This window comes from Enterobacter sp. 18A13 (assembly GCF_007035975.1).
Classification (GTDB): domain Bacteria; phylum Pseudomonadota; class Gammaproteobacteria; order Enterobacterales; family Enterobacteriaceae; genus Enterobacter; species Enterobacter vonholyi.
The window spans coordinates 2270982-2297136 of sequence record NZ_AP019634.1; the positions used below are offsets into that span (position 1 = coordinate 2270982).

At 56.8% G+C, this 26155-nt stretch carries 29 protein-coding genes; 18 read left to right on the plus strand and 11 right to left on the minus strand.

Annotated elements, in window-relative coordinates:
- Positions 1 to 121 precede the first annotated feature (121 nt).
- Complete coding sequence (locus FOY93_RS11105; protein WP_111964626.1) at positions 122 to 796, plus strand: DUF3313 domain-containing protein; 675 nt, start codon at positions 122 to 124, stop codon at positions 794 to 796.
- Between the two features lie 34 nt (positions 797 to 830).
- Here FOY93_RS11105 and FOY93_RS11110 read toward each other — a convergent pair whose 3' ends face one another.
- Positions 831 to 1727: a DMT family transporter gene (locus tag FOY93_RS11110; protein WP_133294394.1), complete on the minus strand. Its 897-nt coding sequence runs from the start codon at positions 1725 to 1727 to the stop codon at positions 831 to 833.
- A 173-nt stretch (positions 1728 to 1900) separates the two neighbouring features.
- Here FOY93_RS11110 and FOY93_RS11115 point away from each other — a divergent pair, with 173 nt between their 5' ends.
- Positions 1901 to 2773: a helix-turn-helix transcriptional regulator gene (locus FOY93_RS11115; protein ID WP_133294395.1), complete on the plus strand. Its 873-nt coding sequence runs from the start codon at positions 1901 to 1903 to the stop codon at positions 2771 to 2773.
- Here FOY93_RS11115 and FOY93_RS11120 read toward each other — a convergent pair.
- Positions 2753 to 3919 (minus strand): benzoate/H(+) symporter BenE family transporter, encoded by a 1167-nt coding sequence (locus tag FOY93_RS11120; protein ID WP_143345106.1) that lies wholly within the window; start codon positions 3917 to 3919, stop codon positions 2753 to 2755. The genes FOY93_RS11115 and FOY93_RS11120 overlap by 21 nt on opposite strands.
- A gap of 92 nt (positions 3920 to 4011) precedes the next feature.
- Here FOY93_RS11120 and FOY93_RS11125 point away from each other — a divergent pair, with 92 nt between their 5' ends.
- Together FOY93_RS11125 and FOY93_RS11130 are read left to right on the plus strand one after the other, a co-directional pair.
- On the plus strand, positions 4012 to 4539 hold the full coding sequence (locus tag FOY93_RS11125; protein WP_133294397.1) for a helix-turn-helix domain-containing protein: 528 nt from the start codon (positions 4012 to 4014) through the stop codon (positions 4537 to 4539).
- 80 nt (positions 4540 to 4619) lie between these two features.
- Positions 4620 to 6584: a peptidase U32 family protein gene (locus FOY93_RS11130; protein WP_143345107.1), complete on the plus strand. Its 1965-nt coding sequence runs from the start codon at positions 4620 to 4622 to the stop codon at positions 6582 to 6584.
- Here FOY93_RS11130 and FOY93_RS11135 read toward each other — a convergent pair whose 3' ends face one another.
- Positions 6585 to 6815, minus strand: a complete 231-nt coding sequence (locus tag FOY93_RS11135) for a DUF2554 family protein (protein WP_115876065.1) — start codon at positions 6813 to 6815, stop codon at positions 6585 to 6587.
- Between the two features lie 244 nt (positions 6816 to 7059).
- Here FOY93_RS11135 and FOY93_RS11140 point away from each other — a divergent pair, with 244 nt between their 5' ends.
- The gene (locus FOY93_RS11140) at positions 7060 to 7422 is read left to right on the plus strand and encodes a hypothetical protein (protein WP_133294399.1); all 363 of its coding nucleotides are present in this window, start codon (positions 7060 to 7062) and stop codon (positions 7420 to 7422) included.
- 161 nt (positions 7423 to 7583) lie between these two features.
- Here the strand turns inward: FOY93_RS11140 and FOY93_RS11145 are convergent, their stop codons facing one another.
- Positions 7584 to 8120 carry a dihydrofolate reductase family protein gene (locus FOY93_RS11145; protein ID WP_136194852.1) on the minus strand — a complete coding sequence of 179 codons (537 nt, stop codon included), beginning with the start codon at positions 8118 to 8120 and terminating at the stop codon, positions 7584 to 7586.
- Positions 8121 to 8160: 40 nt separating this feature from the next.
- The gene (gene ftrA / locus FOY93_RS11150) at positions 8161 to 9168 is read right to left on the minus strand and encodes a transcriptional regulator FtrA (protein WP_136194853.1); all 1008 of its coding nucleotides are present in this window, start codon (positions 9166 to 9168) and stop codon (positions 8161 to 8163) included.
- A gap of 73 nt (positions 9169 to 9241) precedes the next feature.
- Between ftrA and FOY93_RS11155 the strand changes: the two genes are divergently transcribed.
- From FOY93_RS11155 to zinT, 8 genes are all read left to right on the plus strand, one after another.
- Positions 9242 to 9655, plus strand: coding sequence for a rhodanese-like domain-containing protein (locus FOY93_RS11155; RefSeq protein WP_111964618.1), 414 nt, complete (start codon positions 9242 to 9244; stop codon positions 9653 to 9655).
- 156 nt (positions 9656 to 9811) lie between these two features.
- Positions 9812 to 10915 carry a cobalamin-independent methionine synthase II family protein gene (locus FOY93_RS11160; RefSeq protein WP_111964617.1) on the plus strand — a complete coding sequence of 368 codons (1104 nt, stop codon included), beginning with the start codon at positions 9812 to 9814 and terminating at the stop codon, positions 10913 to 10915.
- Positions 10916 to 11118: 203 nt separating this feature from the next.
- On the plus strand, positions 11119 to 12390 hold the full coding sequence (urtA, locus tag FOY93_RS11165; RefSeq protein WP_047958573.1) for an urea ABC transporter substrate-binding protein: 1272 nt from the start codon (positions 11119 to 11121) through the stop codon (positions 12388 to 12390).
- Between the two features lie 24 nt (positions 12391 to 12414).
- Positions 12415 to 13989 (plus strand): urea ABC transporter permease subunit UrtB, encoded by a 1575-nt coding sequence (gene urtB / locus FOY93_RS11170; protein WP_136194854.1) that lies wholly within the window; start codon positions 12415 to 12417, stop codon positions 13987 to 13989.
- Positions 13989 to 15062, plus strand: coding sequence for an urea ABC transporter permease subunit UrtC (gene urtC, locus FOY93_RS11175; RefSeq protein ID WP_136194855.1), 1074 nt, complete (start codon positions 13989 to 13991; stop codon positions 15060 to 15062). Before urtB ends, urtC begins: the two co-directional genes overlap by 1 nt.
- Positions 15062 to 15859 carry an urea ABC transporter ATP-binding protein UrtD gene (gene urtD / locus FOY93_RS11180; RefSeq protein ID WP_133294404.1) on the plus strand — a complete coding sequence of 266 codons (798 nt, stop codon included), beginning with the start codon at positions 15062 to 15064 and terminating at the stop codon, positions 15857 to 15859. Before urtC ends, urtD begins: the two co-directional genes overlap by 1 nt.
- A gap of 9 nt (positions 15860 to 15868) precedes the next feature.
- Entirely contained in the window at positions 15869 to 16567 is a 699-nt protein-coding gene (gene urtE / locus FOY93_RS11185; protein ID WP_111964612.1) for an urea ABC transporter ATP-binding subunit UrtE, read from the plus strand.
- Positions 16568 to 16619: 52 nt separating this feature from the next.
- A complete protein-coding gene (gene zinT, locus FOY93_RS11190; RefSeq protein ID WP_143345108.1) occupies positions 16620 to 17261 on the plus strand; it encodes a metal-binding protein ZinT in 642 nt (213 codons plus the stop codon).
- Between the two features lie 46 nt (positions 17262 to 17307).
- Here the strand turns inward: zinT and ydeE are convergent, their stop codons facing one another.
- Positions 17308 to 18501 (minus strand): efflux MFS transporter YdeE, encoded by a 1194-nt coding sequence (gene ydeE / locus FOY93_RS11195; protein WP_143345109.1) that lies wholly within the window; start codon positions 18499 to 18501, stop codon positions 17308 to 17310.
- 194 nt (positions 18502 to 18695) lie between these two features.
- On the opposite strand from ydeE, the gene eamA reads away from it, so the two are divergent.
- Positions 18696 to 19601, plus strand: a complete 906-nt coding sequence (eamA, locus tag FOY93_RS11200) for an O-acetylserine/cysteine exporter (protein WP_111964610.1) — start codon at positions 18696 to 18698, stop codon at positions 19599 to 19601.
- Positions 19602 to 19633: 32 nt separating this feature from the next.
- On the opposite strand, the gene marB is transcribed toward eamA, so the two are convergent.
- The 3 genes from marB to marR are packed head-to-tail and all read right to left on the minus strand — an operon-like array spanning position 19634 to position 20722.
- Entirely contained in the window at positions 19634 to 19852 is a 219-nt protein-coding gene (marB, locus tag FOY93_RS11205; protein WP_111964609.1) for a multiple antibiotic resistance protein MarB, read from the minus strand.
- A 33-nt stretch (positions 19853 to 19885) separates the two neighbouring features.
- Complete coding sequence (marA, locus tag FOY93_RS11210; RefSeq protein WP_008502237.1) at positions 19886 to 20266, minus strand: MDR efflux pump AcrAB transcriptional activator MarA; 381 nt, start codon at positions 20264 to 20266, stop codon at positions 19886 to 19888.
- A 21-nt stretch (positions 20267 to 20287) separates the two neighbouring features.
- Entirely contained in the window at positions 20288 to 20722 is a 435-nt protein-coding gene (marR, locus tag FOY93_RS11215; RefSeq protein ID WP_111964608.1) for a multiple antibiotic resistance transcriptional regulator MarR, read from the minus strand.
- A 255-nt stretch (positions 20723 to 20977) separates the two neighbouring features.
- On the opposite strand from marR, the gene FOY93_RS11220 reads away from it, so the two are divergent.
- Positions 20978 to 21643: a MarC family NAAT transporter gene (locus FOY93_RS11220; protein ID WP_032651801.1), complete on the plus strand. Its 666-nt coding sequence runs from the start codon at positions 20978 to 20980 to the stop codon at positions 21641 to 21643.
- 44 nt (positions 21644 to 21687) lie between these two features.
- Here the strand turns inward: FOY93_RS11220 and FOY93_RS11225 are convergent, their stop codons facing one another.
- A complete protein-coding gene (locus tag FOY93_RS11225; RefSeq protein ID WP_133294408.1) occupies positions 21688 to 22884 on the minus strand; it encodes a sugar transporter in 1197 nt (398 codons plus the stop codon).
- A gap of 177 nt (positions 22885 to 23061) precedes the next feature.
- On the opposite strand from FOY93_RS11225, the gene FOY93_RS11230 reads away from it, so the two are divergent.
- From FOY93_RS11230 to FOY93_RS11240, 3 genes are all read left to right on the plus strand, one after another.
- Complete coding sequence (locus FOY93_RS11230; RefSeq protein WP_143345110.1) at positions 23062 to 23850, plus strand: PhzF family phenazine biosynthesis protein; 789 nt, start codon at positions 23062 to 23064, stop codon at positions 23848 to 23850.
- 27 nt (positions 23851 to 23877) lie between these two features.
- A complete protein-coding gene (locus FOY93_RS11235) occupies positions 23878 to 24669 on the plus strand; it encodes a PhzF family phenazine biosynthesis protein (protein WP_111964605.1) in 792 nt (263 codons plus the stop codon).
- 91 nt (positions 24670 to 24760) lie between these two features.
- Positions 24761 to 25243: a GNAT family N-acetyltransferase gene (locus FOY93_RS11240; RefSeq protein WP_127730865.1), complete on the plus strand. Its 483-nt coding sequence runs from the start codon at positions 24761 to 24763 to the stop codon at positions 25241 to 25243.
- Here the strand turns inward: FOY93_RS11240 and ptrR are convergent.
- On the minus strand, positions 25197 to 26075 hold the full coding sequence (ptrR, locus tag FOY93_RS11245; RefSeq protein ID WP_143345111.1) for a putrescine utilization regulator PtrR: 879 nt from the start codon (positions 26073 to 26075) through the stop codon (positions 25197 to 25199). The genes FOY93_RS11240 and ptrR overlap by 47 nt on opposite strands.
- Positions 26076 to 26155 lie beyond the last annotated feature (80 nt).

A 26155-nucleotide genomic window follows, 5' to 3' on the forward strand; every position in this document is an offset into this window, starting at 1 on the left:
GAACGCCTCCGGGCAGTCTTTTCGCAATTTGTGCTCTCCGCATCATTTTTTGTCACAACAAACCCGCCGGTCTTTTGCTATAACTTCAAATGCATACTTGCAGATAACATGGAAAACTATCATGCGTACTCAAACTTTTTTTAAAGTTGCAGTGCTTACTGGTCTGTTGGCGTTAGCGGGCTGTTCTTCGAAAGTCGCAGCTCCCGAACAATATTCTGGCTTTTTAAAAGACTATTCAGGCTTGCAGCAGACAACGTCTGCGACGGGTAAACCAACGCTGCGTTGGGTTGATCCTTCCTATAACGAAGCTAATTACGACAGTATTCTCTGGACACCGATTACGTATTATCCAACGCCAAAACCAACCACGCAAATTGGGCAAAAAACGCTTGATGAGCTGTTGAACTACACCAATACCAAAATGAAAACGGCGATTGGCACGCGTAAGCCGATTGTGACCACGCCGGGTAAACATAGCCTGATTTTCCGCGGCGCGATTACCGGGGTGAGTTCGCAGAAAGAAGGTCTGCAGTTCTATGAAGTGGTGCCGGTCGCGCTGGTGGTAGCAGGTACGCAGATGGCAACCGGGCATCGCACTATGGATACGCATCTCTTCTTTGAAGGCGAACTGATCGATGCGGCTACCAACAAACCGGTCATGAAGGTGGTGCGCAAAGGCGAAGGTAAAGATCTGAACAACGAAAGTACGCCGATGACCTTTGCAACCCTGAAGCAGGTTGTTGATGACATGGCGACGGACGCCACCATGTTTGATGTGAAAAAGACCGCGAAATAAAATAAAACGGCCTGCGTAATGCAGGCCTTTTTATTTACGCCGTTCGTAAGCGTCTGAACCAGGTTTCTGGTTTGGTAAACATCACCATATTTCCCCCCAGAATCAGCAATAACCCCACGATACCGTTGATATGCCAGACGTATCCTTCATACACCGTAGAGATGGACAGCGCCACCAGCGGGAAGAGTAGCGTACTGTAGGCCGCTTTGCCCGGGCCAATGCGTCCCACCAGCGTGAAGTAGGCGCCAAAGGCAATCACCGAACCAAATACAGCCAGATAGAGCAGCGCGCCAATGTAGCTGATGGTCCACTCTGGCGCGAAGCTATCGCCTCTGAACAGCGCAATGCAGCCCATCACCAGCGTGCCGTAGAGCATCGCCCAGGCGTTGGTGGTCATGGTTTCCAAGCCTCTGCGCTGATGGCGCATGCTGATCATATTGCCCAGCGAGAAACCGTAGGTACCGAGCGCGGAGAGACCAATCCCGGTCAGGAGCGACGCGCTCCAGCCGCTGGCCAGCAGATCGTCCCAGAAGAGAGTGACGATCCCAGTCAGGCCCAGTGCCGCCGCCGTCCAGAAGCGCGCCGGCGGGCGCTGCCCGAAGAAGATAAAGCTGTTGATGGCGTTATAGAGCACGGCCATGGAGAAGATCACCGATTCCAGCCCTGTGTTGATGTGCGAGGCTGCGGCGTAAAAACACCAGAAGTTAAAGCAGAAAACGCAGCATCCCTGGAGTATACAAAAGAGGTGATCCCGCAGCGCCAGCTTGCGCAGGCGGCGCAGGGCGATTAACACCGCCATCATCGTGAGGCTGGCGACGGCGAAGCGCCAGAAAATCGACACCGGCGCCGCGACGGGGCCCTGCTGCAGGAAAATCGCAATCCAGGTGGTTCCCCAGATAATGACCACGAGTCCATATAATAATGCGTTCATAGTTGTCTCTTCTCAAACCGCGGAAGCCCGCAGTATGGCGCTGAAACTCGCGACGGGCTTTCACCGGGTTGCGGGTGACTTGCAAAATCTTGCGCTTTTTTCTTCCGGCGGGACTGGCAACGGGGGGCAACTCTTCTTAGACTGATATTCCCATCAATTATGCGCTAACGGTTATGTCTCACGCTTACGATACCTTTGAAACGCTTTGCCAACAGAATGCAGTCCTGCGGGAAACCGTCTCGCTGAATTCGGGTATTCAGCTGGCAGCGTGGTACAACAAGCACGATACGATAACGGTAAAAAGTAACCATCATACCCTCAGCCTGTACGTGGCGGACGGCTACGAAAGCTATCAAAAAACGCCGGGCGGCTGGAAGAACGGCGGGGGACCGGACCGTTTCTGTCTGATGCCCAAAGAGAGCGAATCAACGTGGGATATCCGCGATGACCTGTCGTTTGTGCATCTCTACTGCACCGACGAACACCTGCGCGACGTGGGGGAAAAAATCTGGGACAAGCGCCCGCTTTCGCTGACCCTGGACGAGCGCATTTTTGGTAGCGATCCGAAGATCACCGCGCTGTATCGCCAGTTTTTGCTCGGCTGTGACTGGCAGCAGCACGCCAACCAGCTCACCCTGAGCACGGCCTCCACGCTGCTGCTGACCCATCTGCTGCAAAACTACTCTAACGTGCAGTGGAAGCTGCCGGTCGTCACCGGAGGGCTATCGCCATTCGTGCTGCGCAACGTGCTGGCCTTTATTGAAGAGAGCTTGGGCCAGCCCCTGACGCTGGCCGAGCTGGCGGCGCAGGCCGCGCTCAGCGAATACCACTTTGCCCGCATGTTCCGCCAGTCGACGGGGCTGGCGCCGCATCAGTACGTGATGCAGAGGCGAATGGATAAAGCTAAGGCCCTCGTCCAGCATACGACGACGCCGCTGACGGAGATCGCGCTTGCCTGCGGGTTCAACTCCGCCAGCCACTTCAGCAACCGCTTTCGCAGCGCGACGGGCATGACGCCTTCGCAGCTACGTGCGGCGAGCGCGTGAAAACAGGGCGTAGCACATCCCGCCCAGCACCAGTCCCCAGAATGCCGAACCGATGCCCAGGATCGTGACGCCGCTTGCGGTCATCAGAAACGTGACGATAGCCGCGTCGCGCTCCGCTTCATGATTCAGCGCCTGATATAAACTCCCGCTGATGGTGCCCAGCAGCGCCAGACCGGCCAGCGTCTGGATCCAGCTGAGCGGCAGAGCGGCCATCAGCCCGGTAATGGAGCCACCGAAAATTCCCGCCAGCAGGTAAAATCCTCCCGCTGCGATGGCCGCCAGCCAGCGTTTATCCGCATCCGGGTGTGCATCCGGGCTTTGACAAATGGCGGCGGTTATAGCCGCAATGCAGATGGAAAAGACGCCAAACGGAGAAAACAGCAGCGCCAGCCCTCCCGTGACGATGATGAGCGGTGAGACCGCCAGCGGGTAACCGGAGGCTTTCATCGTGGCGAACCCCGGCGCGTTTTGCGAAGCCATGGTCACGAGGAAGAAGGGCAAGCCAATACTCACCAGGCTGGTGAAGGTGAAGGCGGGTGCAATAAATTCGGGCATTACCAGAGAAAGGGTGAGTTTATCCGTGACAACGTCACCTGCCGCCCATGCCACAATCCCGCCCACCAGCAGCGTGACCACGATGGCATAGCGCGGCGACAGCGCTTTTGCGATTAGCCACGCCGCAATCATGCTGCCGCACAGCAGAAAGTGCCCCTCAAGATGCGCAAACGCATGGAGGCCAAACTGCAGCAATACCCCTGCCAGCATGGCGGCAGCAAGCGAATGAGGGATCAGCTTCATCAGACGGGCGAAGAGCCCGGTAATGCCGCAGAGCAAAATAAGCGCGTTAGCAAAGATGAACACGCCGATGATTTCTGCCAGCGTGATCCCGCGCAGGCTGGTGGCGAGCAGCGCCGCGCCGGGCGTCGACCAGGCGGTCAGTACGGGCGCTTTGTACCACCATGAAAGCGCCAGCGTGCTGACCCCCATTCCAATTCCCAGCGCGGTCATCCAGCCCGCAATCTGCTGTGCGCTGGCGCCTGCCGCGGCGGCGGCCTGCCAGATGATGGCGGCCGAGCTGGCGTAACCGACCAGAACGGCGACAAATCCAGCCAGTGCGACCGGAATAAAGTGAGAGGAAGGGCGCATGAAAACTCCATTGTGCGTTATAACGTCCGGAGTAAGGTAGCACTGTGCGCTATAGCGTACAAGTGGTATGCTGATCGTCACCAGGAGGGAACATGGATATCACACTACACCTTGCAACAACGCTGAAAACGCTGCGCCAGGCGCGCGGCTGGAGTTTGTCGAAGCTCGCGGACGAGACCGGCGTGTCAAAAGCCATGCTCGGGCAAATCGAGCGCAATGAATCCAGCCCGACGGTGTCGACGCTGTGGAAAATTGCCACCGGGCTGAACGTGCCGTTTTCCGCGTTCATCACCCCAGAGGCGGACCGGCAGGCGGTATTTGACCCCCAGCAGCAGGCGATGGTCGTCAAGCCGCTCTTTCCGTGGGACGAGACGCTCGGGTTTGATTATTTCTCCATCACGCTGGCACCCGGCGCGCTGAGCGAATCCACGCCGCATGAGGCCGGAGTAATTGAACATGTCGTCGTAATAAGCGGCGAGCTGGAGATGAAGCTTGGCGGCAAATGGCAGATGATTTCTGCCGATTCGGGCATCCGTTTCGCAGGCGATAAACCGCACGCCTACCGCAACAGCAGCGACCGGACGGTGCATTTTCACTCCCTGATCCATTATCCCCGCTGACGCTGCGCAAAACTGTTTCGCTGACGCATACTTCTGACTACAATAGCCGCCATTTTGACCATAACGGATAACGACGAAGTATGCGCCTGCAATCCCATCATCTTGAACTTTTAAGCCCGGCCCGCGACGCCGCCATTGCCCGTGAAGCGATCCTTCATGGCGCAGATGCCGTCTACATTGGTGGCCCAGGCTTCGGTGCCCGCCATAACGCCAGTAACAGCCTGAGCGATATTGCTGAACTGGTGCCGTTCGCCCACCGTTTCGGGGCGAAAGTGTTCGTGACCCTGAACACCATTCTTCATGATGATGAGCTGGAGCCTGCGCAACGTCTGATTACCGATCTCTACCAGGCCGGGGTGGATGCCCTGATTGTTCAGGATATGGGCGTGCTGGAGCTGGATATTCCCCCCATTGAACTGCATGCCAGTACCCAGTGTGATATCCGCACGGTAGAGAAGGCGAAGTTTCTCTCTGACGTCGGCTTTTCGCAGATCGTTCTGGCGCGTGAGCTGAACCTGAATCAGATCCGCGATATTCACAAGGCGACAGACGCGACGATTGAATTCTTTATCCACGGCGCGCTGTGCGTCGCCTATTCCGGTCAGTGTAATATTTCCCACGCGCAGACGGGCCGCAGCGCCAATCGCGGCGACTGCTCTCAAGCCTGCCGTCTGCCGTATACCCTGAAAGACGATCAGGGCCGCGTCGTGGCGTTCGAAAAACACCTGCTCTCCATGAAGGATAACGATCAGACGGCCAACCTGGGCGCGCTGATCGACGCGGGCGTGCGTTCCTTCAAGATTGAAGGGCGCTACAAAGATATGAGCTACGTGAAGAACATCACCGCGCACTATCGCCAGATGCTCGACGCCATTATCGAAGATCGCGGTGACCTGGCACGCGCGTCCGCCGGGCGCACCGAGCATTTTTTTGTTCCGTCGACGGACAAAACGTTCCACCGTGGCAGCACGGACTATTTCGTTAATGCCCGTAAAGGGGATATCGGCGCGTTTGACTCACCGAAGTTTATCGGTTTACCGGTGGGTGAAGTGCTGAAAGTGGCGAAAGATCACCTTGATGTCCAGGTAACGGAACCGCTGGCGAACGGCGATGGCCTTAACGTGATGATTAAGCGTGAGGTCGTGGGCTTCCGCGCCAATACGGTCGAGAAAACCGGCGAGAACCGCTACCGCGTCTGGCCGAATGAAATGCCGGACGATCTCTACAAGGCGCGACCAAACGCGGCGCTTAACCGTAACCTCGATCATAACTGGCAGCAGGCGCTGCTGAAAACCTCCAGCGAACGTCGTATCGCGGTGGACATTGAGCTGGGCGGTTGGGAAGAGCAGCTGATTCTGACCATGACCTGTGAAGACGGCATCAGCGTAACGCATACGCTCGATGGCCTGTTCGAGGTGGCAAACAACGCGGAAAAAGCGCTCAACAGCCTGAAGGATGGGGTGGCGAAGCTTGGCCAGACGATTTACTACGCCCGCAACGTTGAGGTCAGTCTGCCGGATGCTCTGTTCGTGCCGAACAGCCTGCTTAACCAGTTCCGTCGTGAAACGGCAGAGATGCTGGATGCCGCGCGCCTGGCGCAGTATCCGCGCGCTAGCCGTAAAGCGGAAGCCGTACCTGCACCCGTATACCCGGAGACACATTTATCCTTCCTGGCCAACGTTTATAACCATAAAGCGCGTGAATTCTATCATCGCCACGGCGTGCAGCTGATCGACGCGGCTTATGAAGCGCATGAAGAGAAGGGCGATGTGCCGGTGATGATCACCAAGCACTGCCTGCGCTTTGCGTTTAACCTTTGCCCTAAGCAGGCGAAAGGGAATATTAAGAGCTGGAAGGCAACCCCCATGCAGCTTGTAAACGGTGATGAAGTTCTGACTCTCAAGTTCGACTGCCGTCCTTGCGAAATGCATGTGATTGGCAAGATGAAAAACCACATCTTCAAAATGCCGCAGCCGGGCAGTATTGTGGCGTCCGTCAGTCCGGACGATCTGATGAAAACTCTGCCTAAACGCAAGGGCAGTTAATTACCGAACGTGGGTATCCGGTTTGCGCGATTTCTGCCACAGGTGGTGTTCGCGCAAACCCTCCGCCGACTCTTCCGCAGCGCTTCGTAACTCATCGCTGTCGGCTTCATGACGAAGCTGATGCGCCACATTCTTGACCCATAAATATTCGTGTCCTTTGTGCCCGGCCATAAGCTGGCCTGAAAAGAGTGCACAGATAAGCATGACGAGAGATAAGCCTTTTTTAATCATGAGATCGCCGCCGAATGACATTGCGGGGTAATCATGCCGATTATTTTTTAGTGTTATTATTTAATAATTCAAACTCGTGAAAAGAGATTGTCAAATATTGTGTGTCCGGAAAATTGTCCAGGACATTTCCTAAAAAGTCATGAATGTTTGTAAATTGCCATTTCTGGTCCATAATCGGATATTTGCATTAAGGATAAATCTTATATAATAGTTAATCTCTGGCTAAGGAACGGGTCGTTAATAAATGAAAAAAATAATTGCGCTTGCGCTTCTGGCGGTTGCTGTTGGGGCCGTTGCAGGGATTCGTTATGCTGGTGATAACAAACCAGAATATATACAATCGGCAGAAATTCGCGTTAGTTCCTATTTGACCAGCGATTATGGAGCCGTAACCTGTAACAGTAAAAAAATTAACGATGTGCGTTGGGAATTAGACTGCACCCAGCAGACGATAGGAAAAACATTCCAGTTTGCGGCGTACCCCTCTGATAAAGCACCTTATGGAGTGGCGCGGTCATTTTATCTTGAAGCCATAAATGATGACGCAAAACAGAGCGCTGAACAGGGCCTTATGCGTTATTTGCAGATCAATACTCATGCAGGTTAATAAGACTGTTTAACCTTCGTTAAGACAACGGGTGTTAGGTTGTATGGGATCCGCAGCCCGGCCATGGAGTGTCGGGACGTAGAGACCAAAATACAAATCTATCCATGCAAGCATTTACCGCCATTTTTTGGCGGTTTTTTTGCGCAGTGTTTACCGTCTTTTTATGATAGCAGTCGATAGTGCGACTGTACCAGACCCGAAGGGAAGCTACGGCTGGATACCAGCGTCAAATCGATATCCTCTGGCAGGGCGCCAAACAGCGATTTTCCCGAACCGAGCAGGACAGGAACGGTTGTGATCACCATATCGGCCACCAGTCCTTCTCGCAGGAACGACTGTATCACCTGCCCACCATCGAGATAGACGCGATGGACGTTCTGCAACGCCAGGTAGTCGAGCACCTCCTTTGGCGTGCGGCCGGAAAACTGCACTTTCCCCTTCAGCGCGTCGGGCACGGGCGTGTCGGCCAGCTGTCTGGAGAGCACCAGCACGGGCCGGTCATAAGGCCATGCATCAAAGGTCAATACTTTCTCATAGCTGCCTCGGCCCATCACTATCCACTCTTTGTCAGCGATGAACGCCGCATAGCCATGATCTTCAGTCGGGTCATCGCGCTGCAGGAGCCAGTCGATATCATCATTGTGTCGGGCGATGTAACCATCAAGACTGGTTGCGATAAAAACGTGTGTAGTGACCATAAGGTTCTCCGTATTCCTGCGAAACCAAAAGACTGACGCCTCAGCGGGCTGTAGCGGAATGAGAAAATTGTTTGCGGTACTGGGCCGGGGAAATCGCGAACTGCTGGCGAAAGTGATGACGCAGCGTCGATGCCTGGCCAAACCCGGTCTGTTCCGCGATGCTGTCGATACTTAAACGACTGCTTTCCAGATAATCTTTCGCCCGCAGCAGGCGCTCATTGAGTAACCAGCGGGCAGGCGTCGTTCCTGTTGCCGCCTCGAAGCGACGAAGAAACGTGCGCTGACTCATACCGACACGACGCGCCAGCGAGTCGACGCTGTGCGGCTCGGTAAGATGCGTATGCAGAAAATCAAACAGCTGGCCGAGGCGCTGGCTTTCCCGCAGCTGCGCCACCGGGCGGCTCAGCTGTTGCGGCTGAGAGCCATCCCGGTGAGGAGGAATGACCAGCCGCCGCGCCACGCTGTTAGCGGTTTCCATTCCATAATCCCTTCGTACAACGTGAAGGCAGAGATCGATCCCCGCCGCGCTGCCTGCAGAAGTCAGGATATCGCCTTCGTCCTGGTAGAGCACATCCTCAACCACGTCGATGTCAGGGTAGCGGGCTTTAAGCGTCTCAATGTAGCGCCAGTGCGTTGTGGCTTTGCACCCGTTGAGCAGCCCCGTAGCGGCCAGCACAAATACGCCCGAACAGATGGACAGCAGCTGGCATCCTCGCGCGCTGGCCTGACGTAATGCGTTGCAGAGCGCGTCCGGAACCGGCGAGTCCAGCCCACGCCAGCCGGGAACCACAATCAGGTCCGCAGACGCAAGCAGGCTTAAATCACCATCGGTGACGATACGGATCCCGCCTGTTGCCCGAAGTTCACCGCTATCCACGCTCGCCACCGCAAAACGATACCATTCATCGCCCAGCTCGGGACGTGGCAGACCGAAGATCTCCACCGCTACGCCAAACTCAAAGGTACACAGGCCGTCATAGGCCAGCACCACCACCTGCGGGCGGGCAATTTGTCTTAAGTTTGTCATCTTTTTGCTGTTTTCTGGCATAAGCGAGCGCATTCACGTGCTGAATTTCTGGATAGAGTAGTGTTAACACAAACGCCAAAGATGAGGAAGGATCATGAGCTATGTTACTGAATTTCCGGCTGCCGAGCCGCAGGAAGCCGTCACCCATTTTCTGCGTCGCCTGAGCGTAGAAACCGACTGCGCCGATGTGCATCACGCCATCGCCAATAATGAGCAGGACTTTGTTTTGCTGCACGTGGTGGGGAGCCCGGAGCAGTTTGCCCGTCGCCATGTGCCGGGCGCTCTGCATATGCCGTGGAGCCAGATGACCGCTGAGCGCATGACCCAATGGCCTGAAGGGACGCTGTTCGTCGTCTACTGCGCGGGGCCGCACTGTAACGGCGCGGACAGAGCCGCGCTGAAGCTGGCGCGTCTCGGGCTGCCGGTCAAAATCATGCTCGGTGGGATCACCGGCTGGGAAGATGAACGCTACGCGTTTGCCAGCAGCGAAACCACTGCCGCGCTGTGAAGATGAATTTTTTTCAACACCCGTGAAATTTTCTCGTTTGCCGGCACCGGGGAGGTATGACATTGTTTTTGGACATTTAGACATCCAGAAGTCTAAAAGTTCAAATAATGAATTATCACTGCGGGCAATTATTGCCGGCAGACTGAGGAGATTTCCATGCAACGACACCACGCCCCGTACCGCGCCGACGTAGTCGGCAGTTTTTTACGTCCGGATGCCATCAAGCAGGCTCGCCTGCAATTTGCCAGCGGCGAGATTGACGCGAGACAGCTTCGCGCGGTGGAGGACGAAGCCATTCGCCACGTCGTTGAGCAGCAGTGCGCGTGCGGCCTGCATGTCGTGACCGACGGTGAGTTTCGCCGTGCCTGGTGGCACTTCGACTTCTTCGACGGTCTGCAGGGCGTTGAGCGTTACGATTCGCAGCAGGGCATCCAGTTTAACGGCGTGCAAACCAAAGCCCACGGCGTGCGCGTCACCGGCAAACTGGGCTTTGGCGAGCACCCGATGCTGGACGATTTCCGCTATCTGAAAAGCATCAGCGGTAACGCCCAGCCAAAAATGACCATTCCCAGCCCGAGCGTGCTGCATTTCCGCGGCGGTCGCAAAGACATTGATGCGACGGTGTATCCGGACCTGAACGTCTATTTCGACGATCTGGCGACCACCTGGCGCGACGCGATTCGCGCATTCTATGATGCAGGCTGCCGTTACCTGCAGCTGGACGATACCGTATGGGCCTACCTCTGTTCGGACGATCAGCGTCGTCAGATCCGCGAGCGCGGCGACGATGCCGATGAGCTTGCACGTATCTATGCCCGCGTCCTGAACAAGGCGCTGGAGGGCAAGCCGGACGATCTGACCATCGGGCTGCACGTCTGCCGCGGCAACTTCCGCTCCACCTGGATTTCCGAAGGCGGCTACGAGCCGGTGGCGGAAGTGCTGTTCGGAACGGTCAACGTTGATGCCTTCTTCCTGGAATACGATAACGACCGCAGCGGGGATTTCGCGCCGTTGCGCTTTGTTCGCCCGGGCAAGCAGCAGGTGGTGCTGGGTCTTATCACCACGAAAAACGGCGAGCTGGAGAACCCGGAGGGAATCAAAGCCCGTCTGGAAGAGGCGGCGAAATACGTGGCGAAAGAGCAAATTTGCCTCAGCCCGCAGTGCGGCTTTGCCTCGACCGAAGAGGGCAACAGCCTGAGCGAAACCCAGCAGTGGGACAAAGTCCGGTTGGTGACGCAGATCGCCAGCGAAGTCTGGTAAAACCTTCCTCCTCAGCGCTGCATTATAAAAGTGCAGCGCTGTGCCATTCTGAGACGTTCTCTTTACATCCTGCGCTCCCCTCCCGGAAATAGCGCTATCTCCATTCTGGCATTCTTTTTGCTCCTGCTTCGCTGACACATTTATTTCCGCGTCCACGCCGTAACGGACGTTTTCGCACAGCGTTCTTTTTCAGGAGTGAAAATATGCACCGTCGTACCTTATTAAAAGCCTTTGCGTTATCCGCGTCCGTCGTGGCGATGGGAATGAGTTTTGGCGTGCAGGCGGCCGATACCATCAAAGTGGGGATCATGCATTCTCTTTCCGGCACGATGGCTATCTCCGAGACCCCGCTTAAAGATGTCGCCCTGATGACCATCGATGAGATCAACGCCAAAGGCGGCGTGCTGGGCAAGAAACTGGAGCCGGTAGTGGTGGATCCGGCCTCAAACTGGCCGCTGTTTGCCGAGAAGGCGCGACAGCTGTTAAGCCAGGATAAAGTGGCGGTGGTATTCGGCTGCTGGACCTCGGTTTCGCGCAAATCCGTACTGCCGGTCTTTGAGGAGCTGAACGGCCTGCTGTTCTATCCGGTGCAGTATGAAGGCGAGGAAATGTCGCCAAACGTGTTCTATACCGGCGCGGCGCCGAACCAGCAGGCCATCCCGGCGGTTGAATACCTGATGAGCGAAGACGGCGGCGCGGCGAAACGCTTCTTCCTGCTGGGTACTGACTACGTTTATCCGCGCACCACCAACAAGATCCTGCGCGCGTTCCTGCATTCGAAAGGGGTGGAGGATAAGGATATCGAAGAGGTTTACACCCCGTTCGGTCATAGCGACTACCAGACCATCGTCGCCAACATCAAAAAATTCTCCGCGGGCGGCAAAACCGCCGTGGTGTCGACCATCAACGGCGACTCCAACGTGCCGTTCTACAAAGAGCTGGCTAACCAGGGGCTGAAGGCGACGGATGTGCCGGTAGTGGCGTTCTCCGTGGGTGAAGAAGAGCTGCGCGGGATCGACACCAAACCGCTGGTGGGCAACCTGGCAGCCTGGAACTACTTTGAGTCCGTGGATAACCCGACCAACCAGGCCTTCGTCGCGGATTACAAAGCCTATGCGAAGGCGCACAAGCTGCCGAACGCCGACACCGTGGTCACCAACGACCCGATGGAGGCGACCTACGTGGGCATTCACATGTGGGCGCAGGCGGTAGAAAAAGCAGGCACAACCGATGTGGACAAAGTCCGTGCGGCGATGGCCGGTCAGTCCTTTAAGGCGCCGTCTGGCTTTACGCTCACCATGGATGCCACCAACCATCATCTGCATAAGCCGGTCATGATCGGTGAAATCGAAGGTAACGGCCAGTTCAACGTGGTGTGGCAGACGGAACAGCCGGTACGCGCCCAGCCGTGGAGCCCGTTCATCGCCGGAAATGACAAAAAGCCCGACCAGCCGATGAAAACCGCCAGCAACTAAGCCATTACCGCAGGGAGAAACGTCATGAACGCCATGCGCATGTTCATCGCTCTTGTATGGCTTTCCGGACTGCTGCCAGGGATGGTGCAGGCATCGGATGCCGATCGTTTTGTTGCCGCCAGCCGCAGCCAGCAGGCGGATTTATTGACGCAGTGGGCCGCCGCGCCGGATGCCGCCAGGCTTCCGCTGCTTCAGTCCCTGCAGAAGGAAAACCTGTATGCCGACAGTCAAAAGCACGCCTTTGCGCAGCGTAACGGGCAAATGGTGTCGCTTGGGAACGCCCGTGCGGCAGAAGCGCCAACCAAAGCCGTTCGTCTGACGAACCGGCTGCGCGTGCTGGCTGCGACCGCCATCGCCACCCATCAGCTGGTAAGTGACAGTGTCACTGAGAGGCGGGCGGCTGCGCGTCAGCTGCAGCGCGATGCCCAGCCCGGTATGCTCGCTTTTCTGGAAAAACGTGTGAGCGATGAAACGGACGCCGTGGCGCGTCAGGCGCTGCTGCTGGCGGTCGCGAACCTCCAGCTGGCAAGCCCGCAGGCAGAGGTGCGCCGCAAGGCCGTCGAACTATTAGGTCAGTCCGACGATCCGGACGTACAGTCCAGGCTCACTCCGTTTACCCAGCCAGACACTGAGCCGGATGGCGGCGTGCGCGCGGCCGCAGAAGAGAGTCTTAGCCAGATCCAGCATCGGCTGATGTGGGGCGATCTGCTGGGCCAGGCGTTTATGGGGCTCTCCCTCGGGTCGGTGCTGCTGCTGGCCGCGCTGGGGCTGGCTATCACCTACGGCCTGCTGGGCGTCATTAATATGGCGCACGGCGAGATGCTGATGCTGGGGGCATATGCCACCTGGATGGTGCAGCAGGCGATGGCCGGGCTTGCGCCCCAGTGGCTGGCGCTCTATCCCGTTATCGCCTTGCCGGTCGCGTTCTGCCTGACGGCGGGCATTGGAATGGTGCTGGAACGCACGGTGATCCGTCATCTGTACGGTCGTCCGCTGGAAACGCTGCTGGCGACGTGGGGGATCAGCCTGATGCTCATCCAGCTGGTGCGTATGACCTTTGGCGCCCAGAACCTGGAGGTGGCGAACCCGGCATGGCTCTCCGGCGGGGTGCAGGTTTTTGCCAACCTGACGCTGCCGTGGAACCGTATTGTGGTGCTGGGCTTCGTGCTGCTGGTGCTGTTCTTTACCTGGCTCATTCTGAATAAAACCCGTCTGGGGCTCAACGTGCGGGCGGTGACGCAGAACCGCAGCATGGCCGCCTGCTGCGGGGTACCGACAGGTCGCGTCGATATGCTGGCGTTCGGGCTTGGCTCCGGGATTGCGGGGTTAGGCGGCGTGGCGTTATCGCAGCTCGGTAACGTCGGGCCGGAGCTGGGCCAGGGCTATATCATCGACTCCTTCCTTGTGGTGGTGCTCGGAGGCGTAGGCCAGCTGGCAGGCAGCGTGGCCGCGGCGTTTGGTCTGGGGATTTTTAATAAAATCCTTGAACCCCAGATGGGGGCGGTGCTGGGCAAGATCGTGATTCTGGTGGCGATCGTGCTATTTATTCAAAAACGCCCGCAGGGGCTGTTTGCGCTGAAAGGGAGGGTGATTGACTGATGAGCCAGCCGCTGACCTTAACGCTGGCGCGCAAAGCGCCGCGCACTACGCAGATTGCAGGCAGCCTGCTGGTGGTGTGCTTGCTGATATTGCCGTTTTTCGCCTTACTGCCTGCGACGCATCCGCTGGCGCTGTCAACCTGGATGCTGACGCTGACTGGCAAGATCCTCTGCTATGCCATCGTTGCGGTGGCGCTGGATCTGGTATGGGGCTACGCCGGGATGCTCTCTCTTGGGCACGGCATCTTTTTCGCCCTGGGCGGCTACGCGATGGGCATGTACCTGATGCGCCAGGCCGCGGGTGACGGTCTGCCCGCGTTTATGTCGTTTCTTTCCTGGAGCGAGCTGCCGTGGTTCTGGTGGGGAACCCAACACTTTGCCTGGGCGCTGGTGCTGATTGTGCTGGTGCCGGGGCTGCTGGCGCTGGTGTTTGGCTGGTTCGCCTTCCGCTCGAAGATCAAAGGGGTCTATTTTTCGATCATGACCCAGGCGCTGACCTATGCCGGGATGCTGTTGTTCTTTCGCAACGAAACCGGCTTTGGCGGCAATAACGGCTTTACCGGCTTCACCACGCTGCTCGGGTTTTCGGTAACGGAAACGACCACCCGTATCGCGCTGTTTCTGGCGACCGTGCTGTTGCTGCTCCTGGCCCTGGGCTGCGGATTTGCGCTGGCGAAGAGCAAGTTTGGCCGCATTCTGACCGCCGTTCGCGACGCCGAAAACCGCCTGACGTTTTGCGGCTACGATCCGCGCGGGTTCAAGCTGCTGGTGTGGACGCTCTCTGCCGTGCTGTGCGGTCTGGCGGGGGCGCTCTATGTCCCGCAGGTGGGCATTATCAACCCGGGCGAAATGTCGCCGACGAACTCGATAGAGGCCGCCATCTGGGTGGCGCTTGGCGGGCGCGGCACGCTGGTGGGGCCGGTGATTGGCGCGGCGCTGGTTAACGGGGCGAAAAGTTTCTTCACCGTCGCGATGCCGGAATACTGGCAGCTGTTTCTGGGGCTGATTTTTATCGCCGTTACGCTGTTTTTACCGCGCGGAGTCTACGGACTGTTTCGTAAGGGAGAAAAATAATGCAGCCAGCCGAAGGGTTATTCACCCGCCAGCTGCCCGGCGATCGCTACCGGGACCAGACTGATCCTGTACTTCAGCTTGAATCCATTAACGTTAATTTTGATGGATTTCAGGCCCTGACCGATCTCTCGCTGAATATCGGCGTAGGCGAACTGCGCTGCGTGATCGGTCCCAACGGGGCCGGTAAAACCACGCTGATGGACGTCATAACCGGCAAAACGCGGCCAAAGAGCGGCAGGGCGATTTACGATCAGTCCATTGACCTGACCGCGCTGGAGCCTGCGGCCATCGCCCGCCAGGGCATCGGGCGTAAATTCCAGAAGCCCACGGTCTTTGAAGCGCTGACGGTGTGGGAAAACCTTGAGATCGCGATGAAAACGGATAAATCCGTCTGGGCGAGCCTGCGGGCAAAACTCAACGGCGCGCAGCTCGACCGGATCGATGAGATGCTGGTTTTACTTCGGCTGACCGCCGAACGTGACCGCCGTGCCGGGCTGCTTTCCCACGGACAAAAGCAGTTTCTGGAGATCGGCATGCTGCTGGTGCAGGACCCGCATCTGCTGCTGCTGGATGAACCCGCAGCCGGAATGACAGACGCGGAAACGGAATACACCGCAGAGCTGTTCAAAACGCTGGCAGGCAAGCATTCCCTGATGGTTGTTGAGCACGATATGGGCTTTGTCGAAACCATCGCCGATCGCGTCACGGTGCTGCATCAGGGGCGCGTGCTGGCGGAAGGTTCACTTCGCGAGGTGCAGGCCAACGAGCAGGTGATTGAGGTCTATCTGGGACGTTAAGGAGCGATGATGTTACAGGTTAATGAACTGAATCAATATTACGGCGGCAGCCATATCCTGCGCGGCGTCAGCTTTGAGGCTGTAACCGGCGAAGTCACCTGCCTGCTGGGGCGCAACGGCGTAGGGAAAACCACGCTGCTGAAGTGTCTGATGGGGCTGATCCCGGCCAAAACCGGGGAGGTTATCTGGCAGGGAAAAACGATCACCCATAGCAAACCGCACCAGCGGGTGCAGTCTGGCGTGGCGTATGTCCCGCAGGGCCGCGAGATTTTCCCGCGCCTGAGCGTAGAGGAAAATCTCCTGATGGGGCTGTCGCGATTTTCCGCACGCGAGGCGAAGCAGGTGCCGGAGGAGATCTGGCAGCTGTTCCCGGTGCTCAAAGAGATGAAGCATCGTCGCGGGGGCGATCTCTCCGGCGGGCAACAGCAGCAGCTGGCGATTGGTCGCGCGCTGGCGAGCCGTCCGCAGCTGCTGATCCTGGATGAACCGACCGAAGGCATACAGCCTTCCGTTATTAAAGAGATCGGCCACGTGATCCGTACTCTGGCAAGCAGAGGCGACATGGCGATCCTGCTGGTGGAGCAGTTTTACGACTTTGCCGCCGAGCTGGCCGACAGCTATCTGCTGATGTCGCGCGGCACGATTATTCAGCGCGGGCGGGGTGAAAACATGGAGCAGGAGGGCGTTCGCGGCCTGGTTGCGATCTGAAATGTTATATTATAACATCCTCATTCTTATAAAACGGAATGAGGATGTTATCTTGGCTGAATATATTGGAAAATTTGCCATGACTCTGGGGGCGCTGCTGGTCAGCGGCCAGCTGTTTGCTCATTCGCACGGCCATCAGATGACCGAAGCGGAACAGAAGGCGGCGAACGGCGTGTTTGAGGATAAGGACGTGAAGGACAGAGCATTGTCTGACTGGGACGGGACCTGGCAGTCGGTCTATCCGTTCCTGCTCGATGGTTCGCTGGATCCGGTCTTTAAGCAGAAAGCGCAGAAGGATAAAAGCAAATCCTTTGATGAGGTCAAAGCCTACTACCGTACGGGTTATGCGACGGACGTGGATGCCATCGGCATCGAAAATAACGTGATGGAATTCCATCAGGGCAAAGCGGTCAGCCGCTGTCAGTATGATTACAGCGGCTACAAAATTCTGACCTACGCGTCAGGTAAGAAAGGCGTTCGCTATCTGTTTGAGTGTAAGGACGCCGCTAGCAAGGCGCCGAAGTTCGTGCAGTTCAGCGACCACACCATCGGGCCGAAAGCCTCTTCGCACTTCCACATTTTCATGGGCAATACCTCCCACGAGGCACTGCTGAAAGAGATGGATAACTGGCCGACCTATTACCCGAATGAGATGTACAAAGAGCAGGTGGTGGAGGAGATGTTGCACCACTGATGCTTTATTGCCGGGTGGCGGCTTTGCCTTACCCGGCCTGCATTCGCTACGCCGCTTTGGGTGACTCGCACCAGGCCTTCACGCTCATCCCACGCAGAATCATCAGCCAGGCCATGACGATGGCGACCATCATGATCGCAAACAAGGACCAGTGCGGCAGATTGGTCAGGATAATACCGGTGATCATCGGGTTTGCCGCCGCGCCGAGCCAGCCCAGCGCCTGGGCGGAGAAATAGCTCGCCTTCATACCCGGTGGGGCAATGTTGTCGATCAGCATGTATTCACCCGGTGCATAGATAATCTCCCCCAGCGTGAAAATGGCGGCAGCGATGCCCCAGTAAACCAGGTTTTCCCCGGAGAGCATAAAGCCGCCCAGCCCCAGGATAAAAAACAGGGTGGCGAGGGTCATCAGCGGGCGAATATTGCTGGCTGAGATCTTGCGGCCCAGCGCATATTGCAGCGTCACCACCACGGCGGCGTTGACGGGCAGCACCACGGCGACCACCTTTTCGGCGAAATCACTGTCCGCATGCGCGGCCAGAACGTATTGCGAAATACAGCTCGCGAACGACCCGCCCACGTACGACGCCAGCAGGCCAGAGAGCGTGTACCAGAACAGCGCGCGGTCTTTCAGCAATACCGACGGCTGCCACGGCGTCTTCTCCTCTGCGGTATCTAACGCCACGCTTTTCTGTACAAAGAAATGGATAAAGCCCAGCGGCAGGGCGGCACAGAAGGCCGCCAGCCAGAACGGCAGCTGCAGGCTGTACATCACCAGCAGGGTGCCAATCGGCGGGCCGATCGTCCAGCCAATGTTCAGGAAGCTGTAGTTAAGCGAGAAGACCCGCGCCTTCTGGCTGGAGGTGAGCACGTCGGAGAACCAGGCTTTCAGCACCGTCGAAAAGACGGAGTAGGCGCAGTTGATCAGCGCAAAGAACAGCACCACCAGCGTGACGTTATTGACCAGCGGGATCGCCACAAAGCCGGCGATAAACGCCACGATCGCGATCAGCATGTAGCGTTTTTTATCAAACTTATCGGCCAGAATGCCAAATCCCAGGCTGAATACCACGCCAATGGTCAGCGCCACGGTCAGGGCATAACCAATATTCTCAACGCTCATGCTGTAGACGCGCGTGAGATAAATGGTCATGAACGGCAGCGTTGCCCCTCTACCGATGGTTAACAACAATGACGATGTCAGCAGCGCTGCGGTTGAGCGCCTGAGAGATGGTTTCATATTCCTGCCCGACAGTTGCTTATGCTTTTATTAGATGTGTGTTAACAGGATTACCATGACATAAGGGGCTTGTATAGCGCCTGATTTATCCCTAAGTGCTTCAGCTGCCTGCCAGAATTAATGATCTTCTCGCAGCGTGCTTTTTTCTGTTACCTTGAAGTGTTAACAAATTATTAATAATTCAGGGGCAGGGTATGACGCGTAAAGACGGGCTGCTGGCTTTGCTGGTGGTCGTAGTATGGGGGCTTAATTTTGTGGTCATTAAGCTGGGGCTGCACAACATGCCGCCGCTGATGCTGGCCGGTTTACGCTTTATGCTGGTCGCTTTTCCGGCCATCTTCTTTGTGGCGCGTCCAAAGATCCCCTTTAAACTGCTGCTGGGCTACGGTCTGACCATTAGCTTTGGCCAGTTCGCGTTTCTCTTTTGCGCCATCAAGTTCGGTATGCCGGCGGGTCTTGCCTCGCTGGTGTTACAGGCGCAGGCGTTCTTTACCATTATTCTCGGGGCGTTTGTGTTTGGCGAGCGCCTGCAGGGCAAACAGCTGGCGGGGATCACCCTGGCGGTGTTCGGCGTGCTGGTGCTGATCGAGGCCAGCCTGAATGGTCAGCATGTGGCGCTGCTCGGGTTTATGCTGACGCTGGCGGCGGGGCTGAGCTGGGCCTGCGGGAATATCTTCAACAAGCTGATCATGCAGCACGAGGCGCGCCCGGCGGTGATGTCGCTGGTGGTCTGGAGTGCGCTGATCCCGGTTATCCCGTTTCTGCTGGCGTCGTGCATTCTGGACGGTCCGGCGGTGATGCTGAACAGCCTTGTCGACATTGATATGACCACGATCCTTTCTCTTGTCTATCTGGCCTTTGTCGCCACCATTGTGGGCTACGGGATCTGGGGATCGCTGCTGGGGCGTTATGAAACCTGGCGCGTCGCGCCGTTATCCCTGCTGGTGCCGGTGGTAGGACTTGCCAGTGCGGCGATATTGCTGGATGAAACGCTGAGCGCGCTGCAGCTGTTTGGCGCCGTGCTGATCATGGCCGGGCTGTATATTAACGTGTTTGGTCTGCGGGTGCGTCGGACGACGCGGGTAAGCGAAAAGGCATAAAAAAAGCCCCGCGTCTGCGGGGCAAAAACGAATCAGAGGCCGTGCTGATTATAGTAAGGCACGCCTAATTCGTCGGATTTGTCGCTACCAGCACCCATGTGGTTGAAATCATAAGGCGACTGGTCATGTGCTGACGGCAAAATCATCGAATCAGGATTATTTTGCTGCGTTGCACGAGGGGTTTGCTCCGCGAAGGTCTGGCTGGAGAACAGCACCAGCAAGGCGAGGGCGGCGGAGGCGATAGCTTTCATGATTTCCTCGGTTACGTCTGTTACAGGCGATAATTAACTACAGTGTTTTAACGGATACAGGTATCGGGATTCGCCCGGCACGCTGGTGATTCGGTACTTATGAGGCGGCACGTCAAAATAGTTTTTGAAAGTACGCGTCAGGGTTTGCTGCGATTCAAAGCCGTAACGCTCCGCCAGATAAAGGATCGGCTCGTTGCTTTCTTTCAGTTTCTGGGCAATTTCCGTCAGCTTGCGGCTGCGAATATATTGACCTAATGAATGGCCGGTCTCTTTTTTGAACATCCGTTGCAGGTGCCATTTGGAGTAACCCGAACGCTCTGACACTTTTTCAAGGGAGAGCGGCGATTCCAGGTTATCCTCGATCCAGTCCAAAATGCTATGAATGGTGATAGCGTCAGTATTGCGTCTGGACATCGTCATACCTCTTTTTTCTGTTTACGGCAGGATTTTCTTCAGCAGAAGCTCAAGGGTTGCCACTTCATCTGCCGTTAAGTTTTTTGTTAGTTCCTGATGCAGTGTTTGTCCTACTAATTGATGACATTTCTCGCACATGGCCGCGCCATCGCTGGTTAGCTTCACCAGTACGCCGCGTTTGTCATTCGGGTTAGGGCTTCGTTCTATCCATCCTTTGCAGACGAGACGATCGAGCATGCGGGTTAACGCACCCAGATCGACAGAGAGCACCTTTTTGAGCTCAACCGGCGTGATACACACTTCGCAGCGAATGGAACACAGCACTTTGAACTGTGTTGCGGTGATATCCAGCGGTGACAGGTAGTCATTGAGCAGGCGATCTTTTTTCTGATTGACCATATGAATAAGACGACCCAGCGGAACAACGTCGTTAAAGATATCACTGGTGCTTTTCACAATGGTTGCCCTGGCAAGTAGTTAGTCACGGCAGATATTATTGCTCAGGCAAGTATAAGTCAACTGAATGAGTCAGCCGATGCCACGAATTGCTAAAACGTTTAATGAACTTTTTTTAAGGTGTTTCAAATCATAGAGATAACTTCCTGTTATCTTTTCAGAAGGAAAATAATCGTTACGTTGCGCCCATGGCTGAATGTCACACTTTCCCCCTATAATTGCTGTGTTAAATATGGATAAGGACGACAACGCACTATGTTGGATTTAATAAAAGCAATCAGCCTTGGGCTGGTGGTCTTGCTGCCGTTGGCTAACCCGTTAACGACGGTAGCGCTGTTCCTCGGGCTGGCAGGGAACATGAACAGCGCCGAGCGCAACCATCAGTCGATGATGGCCTCGGTGTATGTGTTTGCCATCATGATGGTGGCTTATTACGCCGGACAGGTGGTGATGAATACCTTCGGGATTTCCATCCCTGGCCTGCGTATCGCCGGTGGGCTGATTGTGGCCTTCATTGGTTTCCGCATGTTGTTCCCGGCGCAAAAAGCGCATGAGTCGCCGGAAGCGACCAGCAAATCGGAAGAGCTGGAAACCGAACCGAGTGCGAATATCGCCTTTGTGCCGATTGCCATGCCCAGTACGGCGGGGCCGGGTACCATCGCGATGATCATCAGCTCCGCGTCGACGGTGCGCGACAGCGCAACGTTCCCGGACTGGGTGCTGACGGTGGCACCGCCGCTGATTTTTGCGATTATCGGTCTTATCGTGTGGGTGTCGCTGCGCAGCTCCGGCGCTATTATGCGCTGGGTAGGTAAGGGCGGTATCGAGGCGATTTCTCGTCTGATGGGCTTCTTACTGGTCTGTATGGGCGTGCAGTTTATTATTAACGGCGTGCTGGAGATTATTAAGACCTATCATTGATGTGATTGCCGGGTAAGCGCAGCGCTACCCGGCATAAATAAACCTTACCCGTGCTGCCCCTGTTCCTCCAGCGCCACCGGCCACTTACGGAAGATGAGCACTGACCAGATCAGCGCCACCAGTGCCGGAATGGCACCCAGATAGCCAATCGCCGACATCGACACGTGCAGTATGACCTGATTTCCCACCAGCGCACCCGCGCCAATGCCGAGATTGAAAATTCCCGAGAACAGCGACATGGCGACATCCGTTGCATCCGGTGCCAGGGCCAGGACTTTCACCTGCATGCCCAGGCCAATAATCATGATCGCCACGCCCCAAAACAGGCTGAGGATTGCCAGATGGCTTTCGCTGCCCGCGGCAGGCATCAGCAACAGCAGGCAGGCCAGCAGCAGACCAATAGCGCAGCTCACCAGCGTCGAGGCATGCCGGTTACCCAGCTTGCCGAACAGCACGCTGCCAATAATGCCCGCGCCGCCGAGGATCAGCAGTAATACGGTGGCAAAGTTGGCGCTAAAGCCCGCCACCACCTGCACGAACGGTTCAATGTAGCTGTACGCCGTGTAGTGTGCCGTCACGACGATGGCGGTCAGCAGGTAGATACTCAGCAGCGCAGGGCGACGCATCAGCAGCGGCAGGCTTTTCAGCGAGCCGGAATGTTCGCTCGGCAGCGCGGGCAGAAGTTTAATCAGACACACCAGCGTCACCAGCGCGCCCATGCCGATAGCGAAGAAGGTGGTACGCCAGCCGAAGTATTGCCCCACGATGCGGCCAATCGGGAGACCCAGCACCATCGCCAGTGCGGTACCGGTGGCAATCAGGCTCAGCGCCTGGGCGCGTTTACCCGCCGGTGCGAGTCGAATAGCCAGCGAGGCGGTGATCGACCAGAACACCGCATGGGCAAAGGCAATGCCGATGCGGCTAATGACCAGCACCGTAAAATTCCACGCCATAAACGACAGTACGTGGCTTGCAATAAACAAGACAAACAGGCCGATCAACAGCCTGCGTCGCTCCATCTGGCTGGTCAGCAGCATAAACGGCAAGGACATCAGCGCCACTACCCAGGCGTAGATGGTCAACATAATGCCCACCTGAGCCGTTTCCATCTGAAAACTTTCAGCGATGTCAGACAACAGCCCAACCGGCACAAATTCTGTGGTGTTAAAAATGAACGCGGCAATGGCCAGCGTGACCACGCGTAGCCACGCAACCCTGCGGGAAACTGTGTTCGTTGTCATAGGGATGTCGGAGATTCGTTGCTGAAAAGAAGAGGAGACGATCTTAAAACGTTGAACGGCGAAAACTCAACCATTATGTGATGCAGATCTCAAAATTTGCCTTGTGAAAGCGGTAGCCGGGAACGCTGTTTTCATTGAATATAAAAGAACAACACAATAAAAACAGGCGGTAAGACAATGCAGGAGATTGATTTTTATCTGGTCGATGCGTTCAGCAATATCACGTTCGGCGGCAACCCGGCTGCCGTTTGTCCGCTCAAGGAATGGTTGCCCGATGAGACTTTGCTGAAGATGGCGCAGCAGCATAATCAGTCGGAAACGGCTTTTTTCGTCTGCACTAAAGGGGGCATTGAGCTACGCTGGTTTACCACGCTTACAGAGGTCAATCTCTGCGGCCACGCCACCCTTGCCGCTGCGTACGTTCTGTTTAATGAACTGGATTACCCCGACTCGCGGATCCACTTTGACACCACCTCTGGCCGCCTGACGGTAACCCGGGAGGGGGAATGGATGACGCTGGACTTCCCGGCATGTCCAACCCATCAAGAGACACCTCCGCCGGAGATGCTCTCGGCGCTGGGTATCAGCCGCTACGTTGAAGCCCGTAAGGGGCGCGCCTGGCTGATCGTGCTGGAAAATCGCCAGCAGGTCGAGGCGCTTGCGCCACACTTTTCGGCGATGACGCCGGGCGAGCATAAGGTGAGCGTGACGGCGCGCGGCGAGGGGGAATACGATTTTGTCAGCCGCTTTTTCTCCCCCGGCGTTTCCGTTCCGGAAGACCCGGTCACCGGCTCCGCGCACACGATGCTGATCCCGTACTGGGGTGAACAGCTGGGGAAAACAGCCATGCTTGCCCGTCAGGTTTCCGCGCGCGGCGGCGACGTGCGCTGTGAGCTGAAAGGCTCGCGCGTGCTGATGAGCGGACAGGCTTCACTTTATCTGAAAGGCACAGTTTTTCTGCGCTAAATACCCATAACAAGAGAGGAAGAGACAATGCAGGAAATTGATTTTTATCTGGTGGATGCCTTCAGCGACAAAACCTTTGGCGGCAACGCGGCAGCGGTATGTCCTCTGGAAGAGTGGCTGCCTGACGAGACGCTGCTCAAAATGGCGCAGCAGCATAACCAGTCTGAAACCGCCTTTTTCGTGCGCACCGACGGCGGGTTTGAGCTGCGCTGGTTCACCACGCTGGATGAAATTAACCTCTGCGGTCATGCTACGCTGGCCGCATCGCACGTTATTTTCGAATACCTCGACTATCCGCACACTGAAATCACCTTCACCACCCGCTTCGTGGGCGAGCTGACGGTGAAACGCAGCGGCGACTGGCTGACGCTGAACTTCCCGGCGTGGTCAACGGAGGTTGTCGAGAACCCACCTGCGCTGCTGTTTAGCGCGCTGGGCATCACTGAGGCAAAAGAGGTGCGCGTCGGACGTGATTACCTGGTGGTGCTGGAGAGCCAGCAGCAGGTGGAAGCGTTAACGCCGGATATTGGGGCGCTACTTCCGCTGGATAAAATGGTCTGCGTGACGGCGCCGGGAGAAGAATATGACTTCGTCAGCCGCTTCTTCTGCCCGGGCGAAGGGGTGCCGGAAGACCCGGTCACCGGATCTGCCCACAGCATGCTGATCCCTTACTGGAGCGAAAAGCTGGGCAAAACGTCGCTCAATGCCCGCCAGGTGTCACACCGTGGCGGAGATCTGCGCTGCGAGCTGAAGGGCGACCGCGTGCTCATAGGCGGTCAGGCCACCCTGTATCTGAAAGGGCGTGTCTTTTTGCGCTAACAGAGCGGAGCGATAAGTTAATACTATGAAGCACCCTGGCAGGCCTGCGCTATGTTGAAATTTAGCCTCATAAAAAAGCAAGGAGCCTGCCATGTATTCCATTACCTCTGAATCTGCACGTCACCCGGACATCCTCAGTCTGATCGCGGCGCTTGACCGCTATCAGAGCGAACTCTATCCCGCTGAAAGCAATCATCTGCTCGATCTGGCTTCGCTGCCGGAAGCCTCGCTGATCCTGATGGTCATTCGCGACCAGCAGCTTCAGGCCGTTGGCTGTGGCGCTATTGTTCTCAACGGCGACGGAACGGGCGAGATGAAGCGGGTCTATATCGATCCGGCCCATCGCGGGCAGCATCTCGGCGAGACGCTGCTGGCCGCCCTGGAAGATGAGGCCCTGAGCCGTCATTGCCACACGGTACGGCTGGAGACCGGTATTAAACAGCGCGCCGCGGTGCGTCTTTATGAACAGTGCGGATACGATTTACGCCCGGCGTTTGCCCCGTACGTTGACGACCCGCTCAGCCTGTTTATGGAGAAGGCGCTGGTTGAAGACGTTCGTTTAGCAGCGCTATAAAGGCCTCCAGCTGGCGGGTCATCGCCCCGCGTCGCCACACCAGCCAGGTCGTGAGCCACCGCCAGTTTTGCGCCAGCGGCCAGGCTTCAATCTGATGATGCCCGGGCATACTCTCCAGCATTGAGCGCGGCATCAGCGCGATGCCTGCGCCCGCGATAACGCAGGCGAGCATGCCGTGATAGGACTCCATCTCATGAATGCGGCCGGGCGCGGCGCGGTCAGCATGAAACCAGCTCTCCAGGTGTCGACGGTACGAGCAGTTGGCGCGAAAAGCGTAAACGTCGCTGCCGCTAACCTGCGCGGCGCGTGCGACCTCCGCGTGCCCGGCAGGCGTGACCAGCATCATCTCCTCCCGATAAACCGGCATGCCTTCCAGCTCCGGGTGCGACAGCGGCCCGTCGACGAAGGCGGCGCTGAGGGTTCCCTCCAGTACGCCATCGATCATCGTCCCGGATGGCCCGGTAGAAAGGGCAAACTGGATGCGCGGATAGCGCTGGTTAAACTGCGCCAGCGTTTCAGGAATGCGCACCGCGGCGGTACTTTCCAGCGCGCCGAGGGCAAATAACCCCTGCGGCTCATCTCCCGCTACAACCATGCGCGCTTCATCCACCAGGGCGAGGATTTGCTTGCTGTAGCGCAGGAAGTTATGCCCGGCCGGGGATAAACGCAAACGCTGGTTCTCACGAATAAACAGCTCAACGCCAAGATCGGCTTCCAGCTGGCGAATGCGGGTGGTCAGGTTAGACGGCACGCGATGCACCTTCTGCGCCGCCTGGGTGATACTGCCCGTCAGTGCGACGGCGTTAAACATTTCAAGCTGGGTTAAATCCATAATGTTCTCGTTTCGTGAATAAGGTGGTTAGTATTATTCATTTTTAAGAAATAGCAGAGTGAGCCACAATTAATCAACCG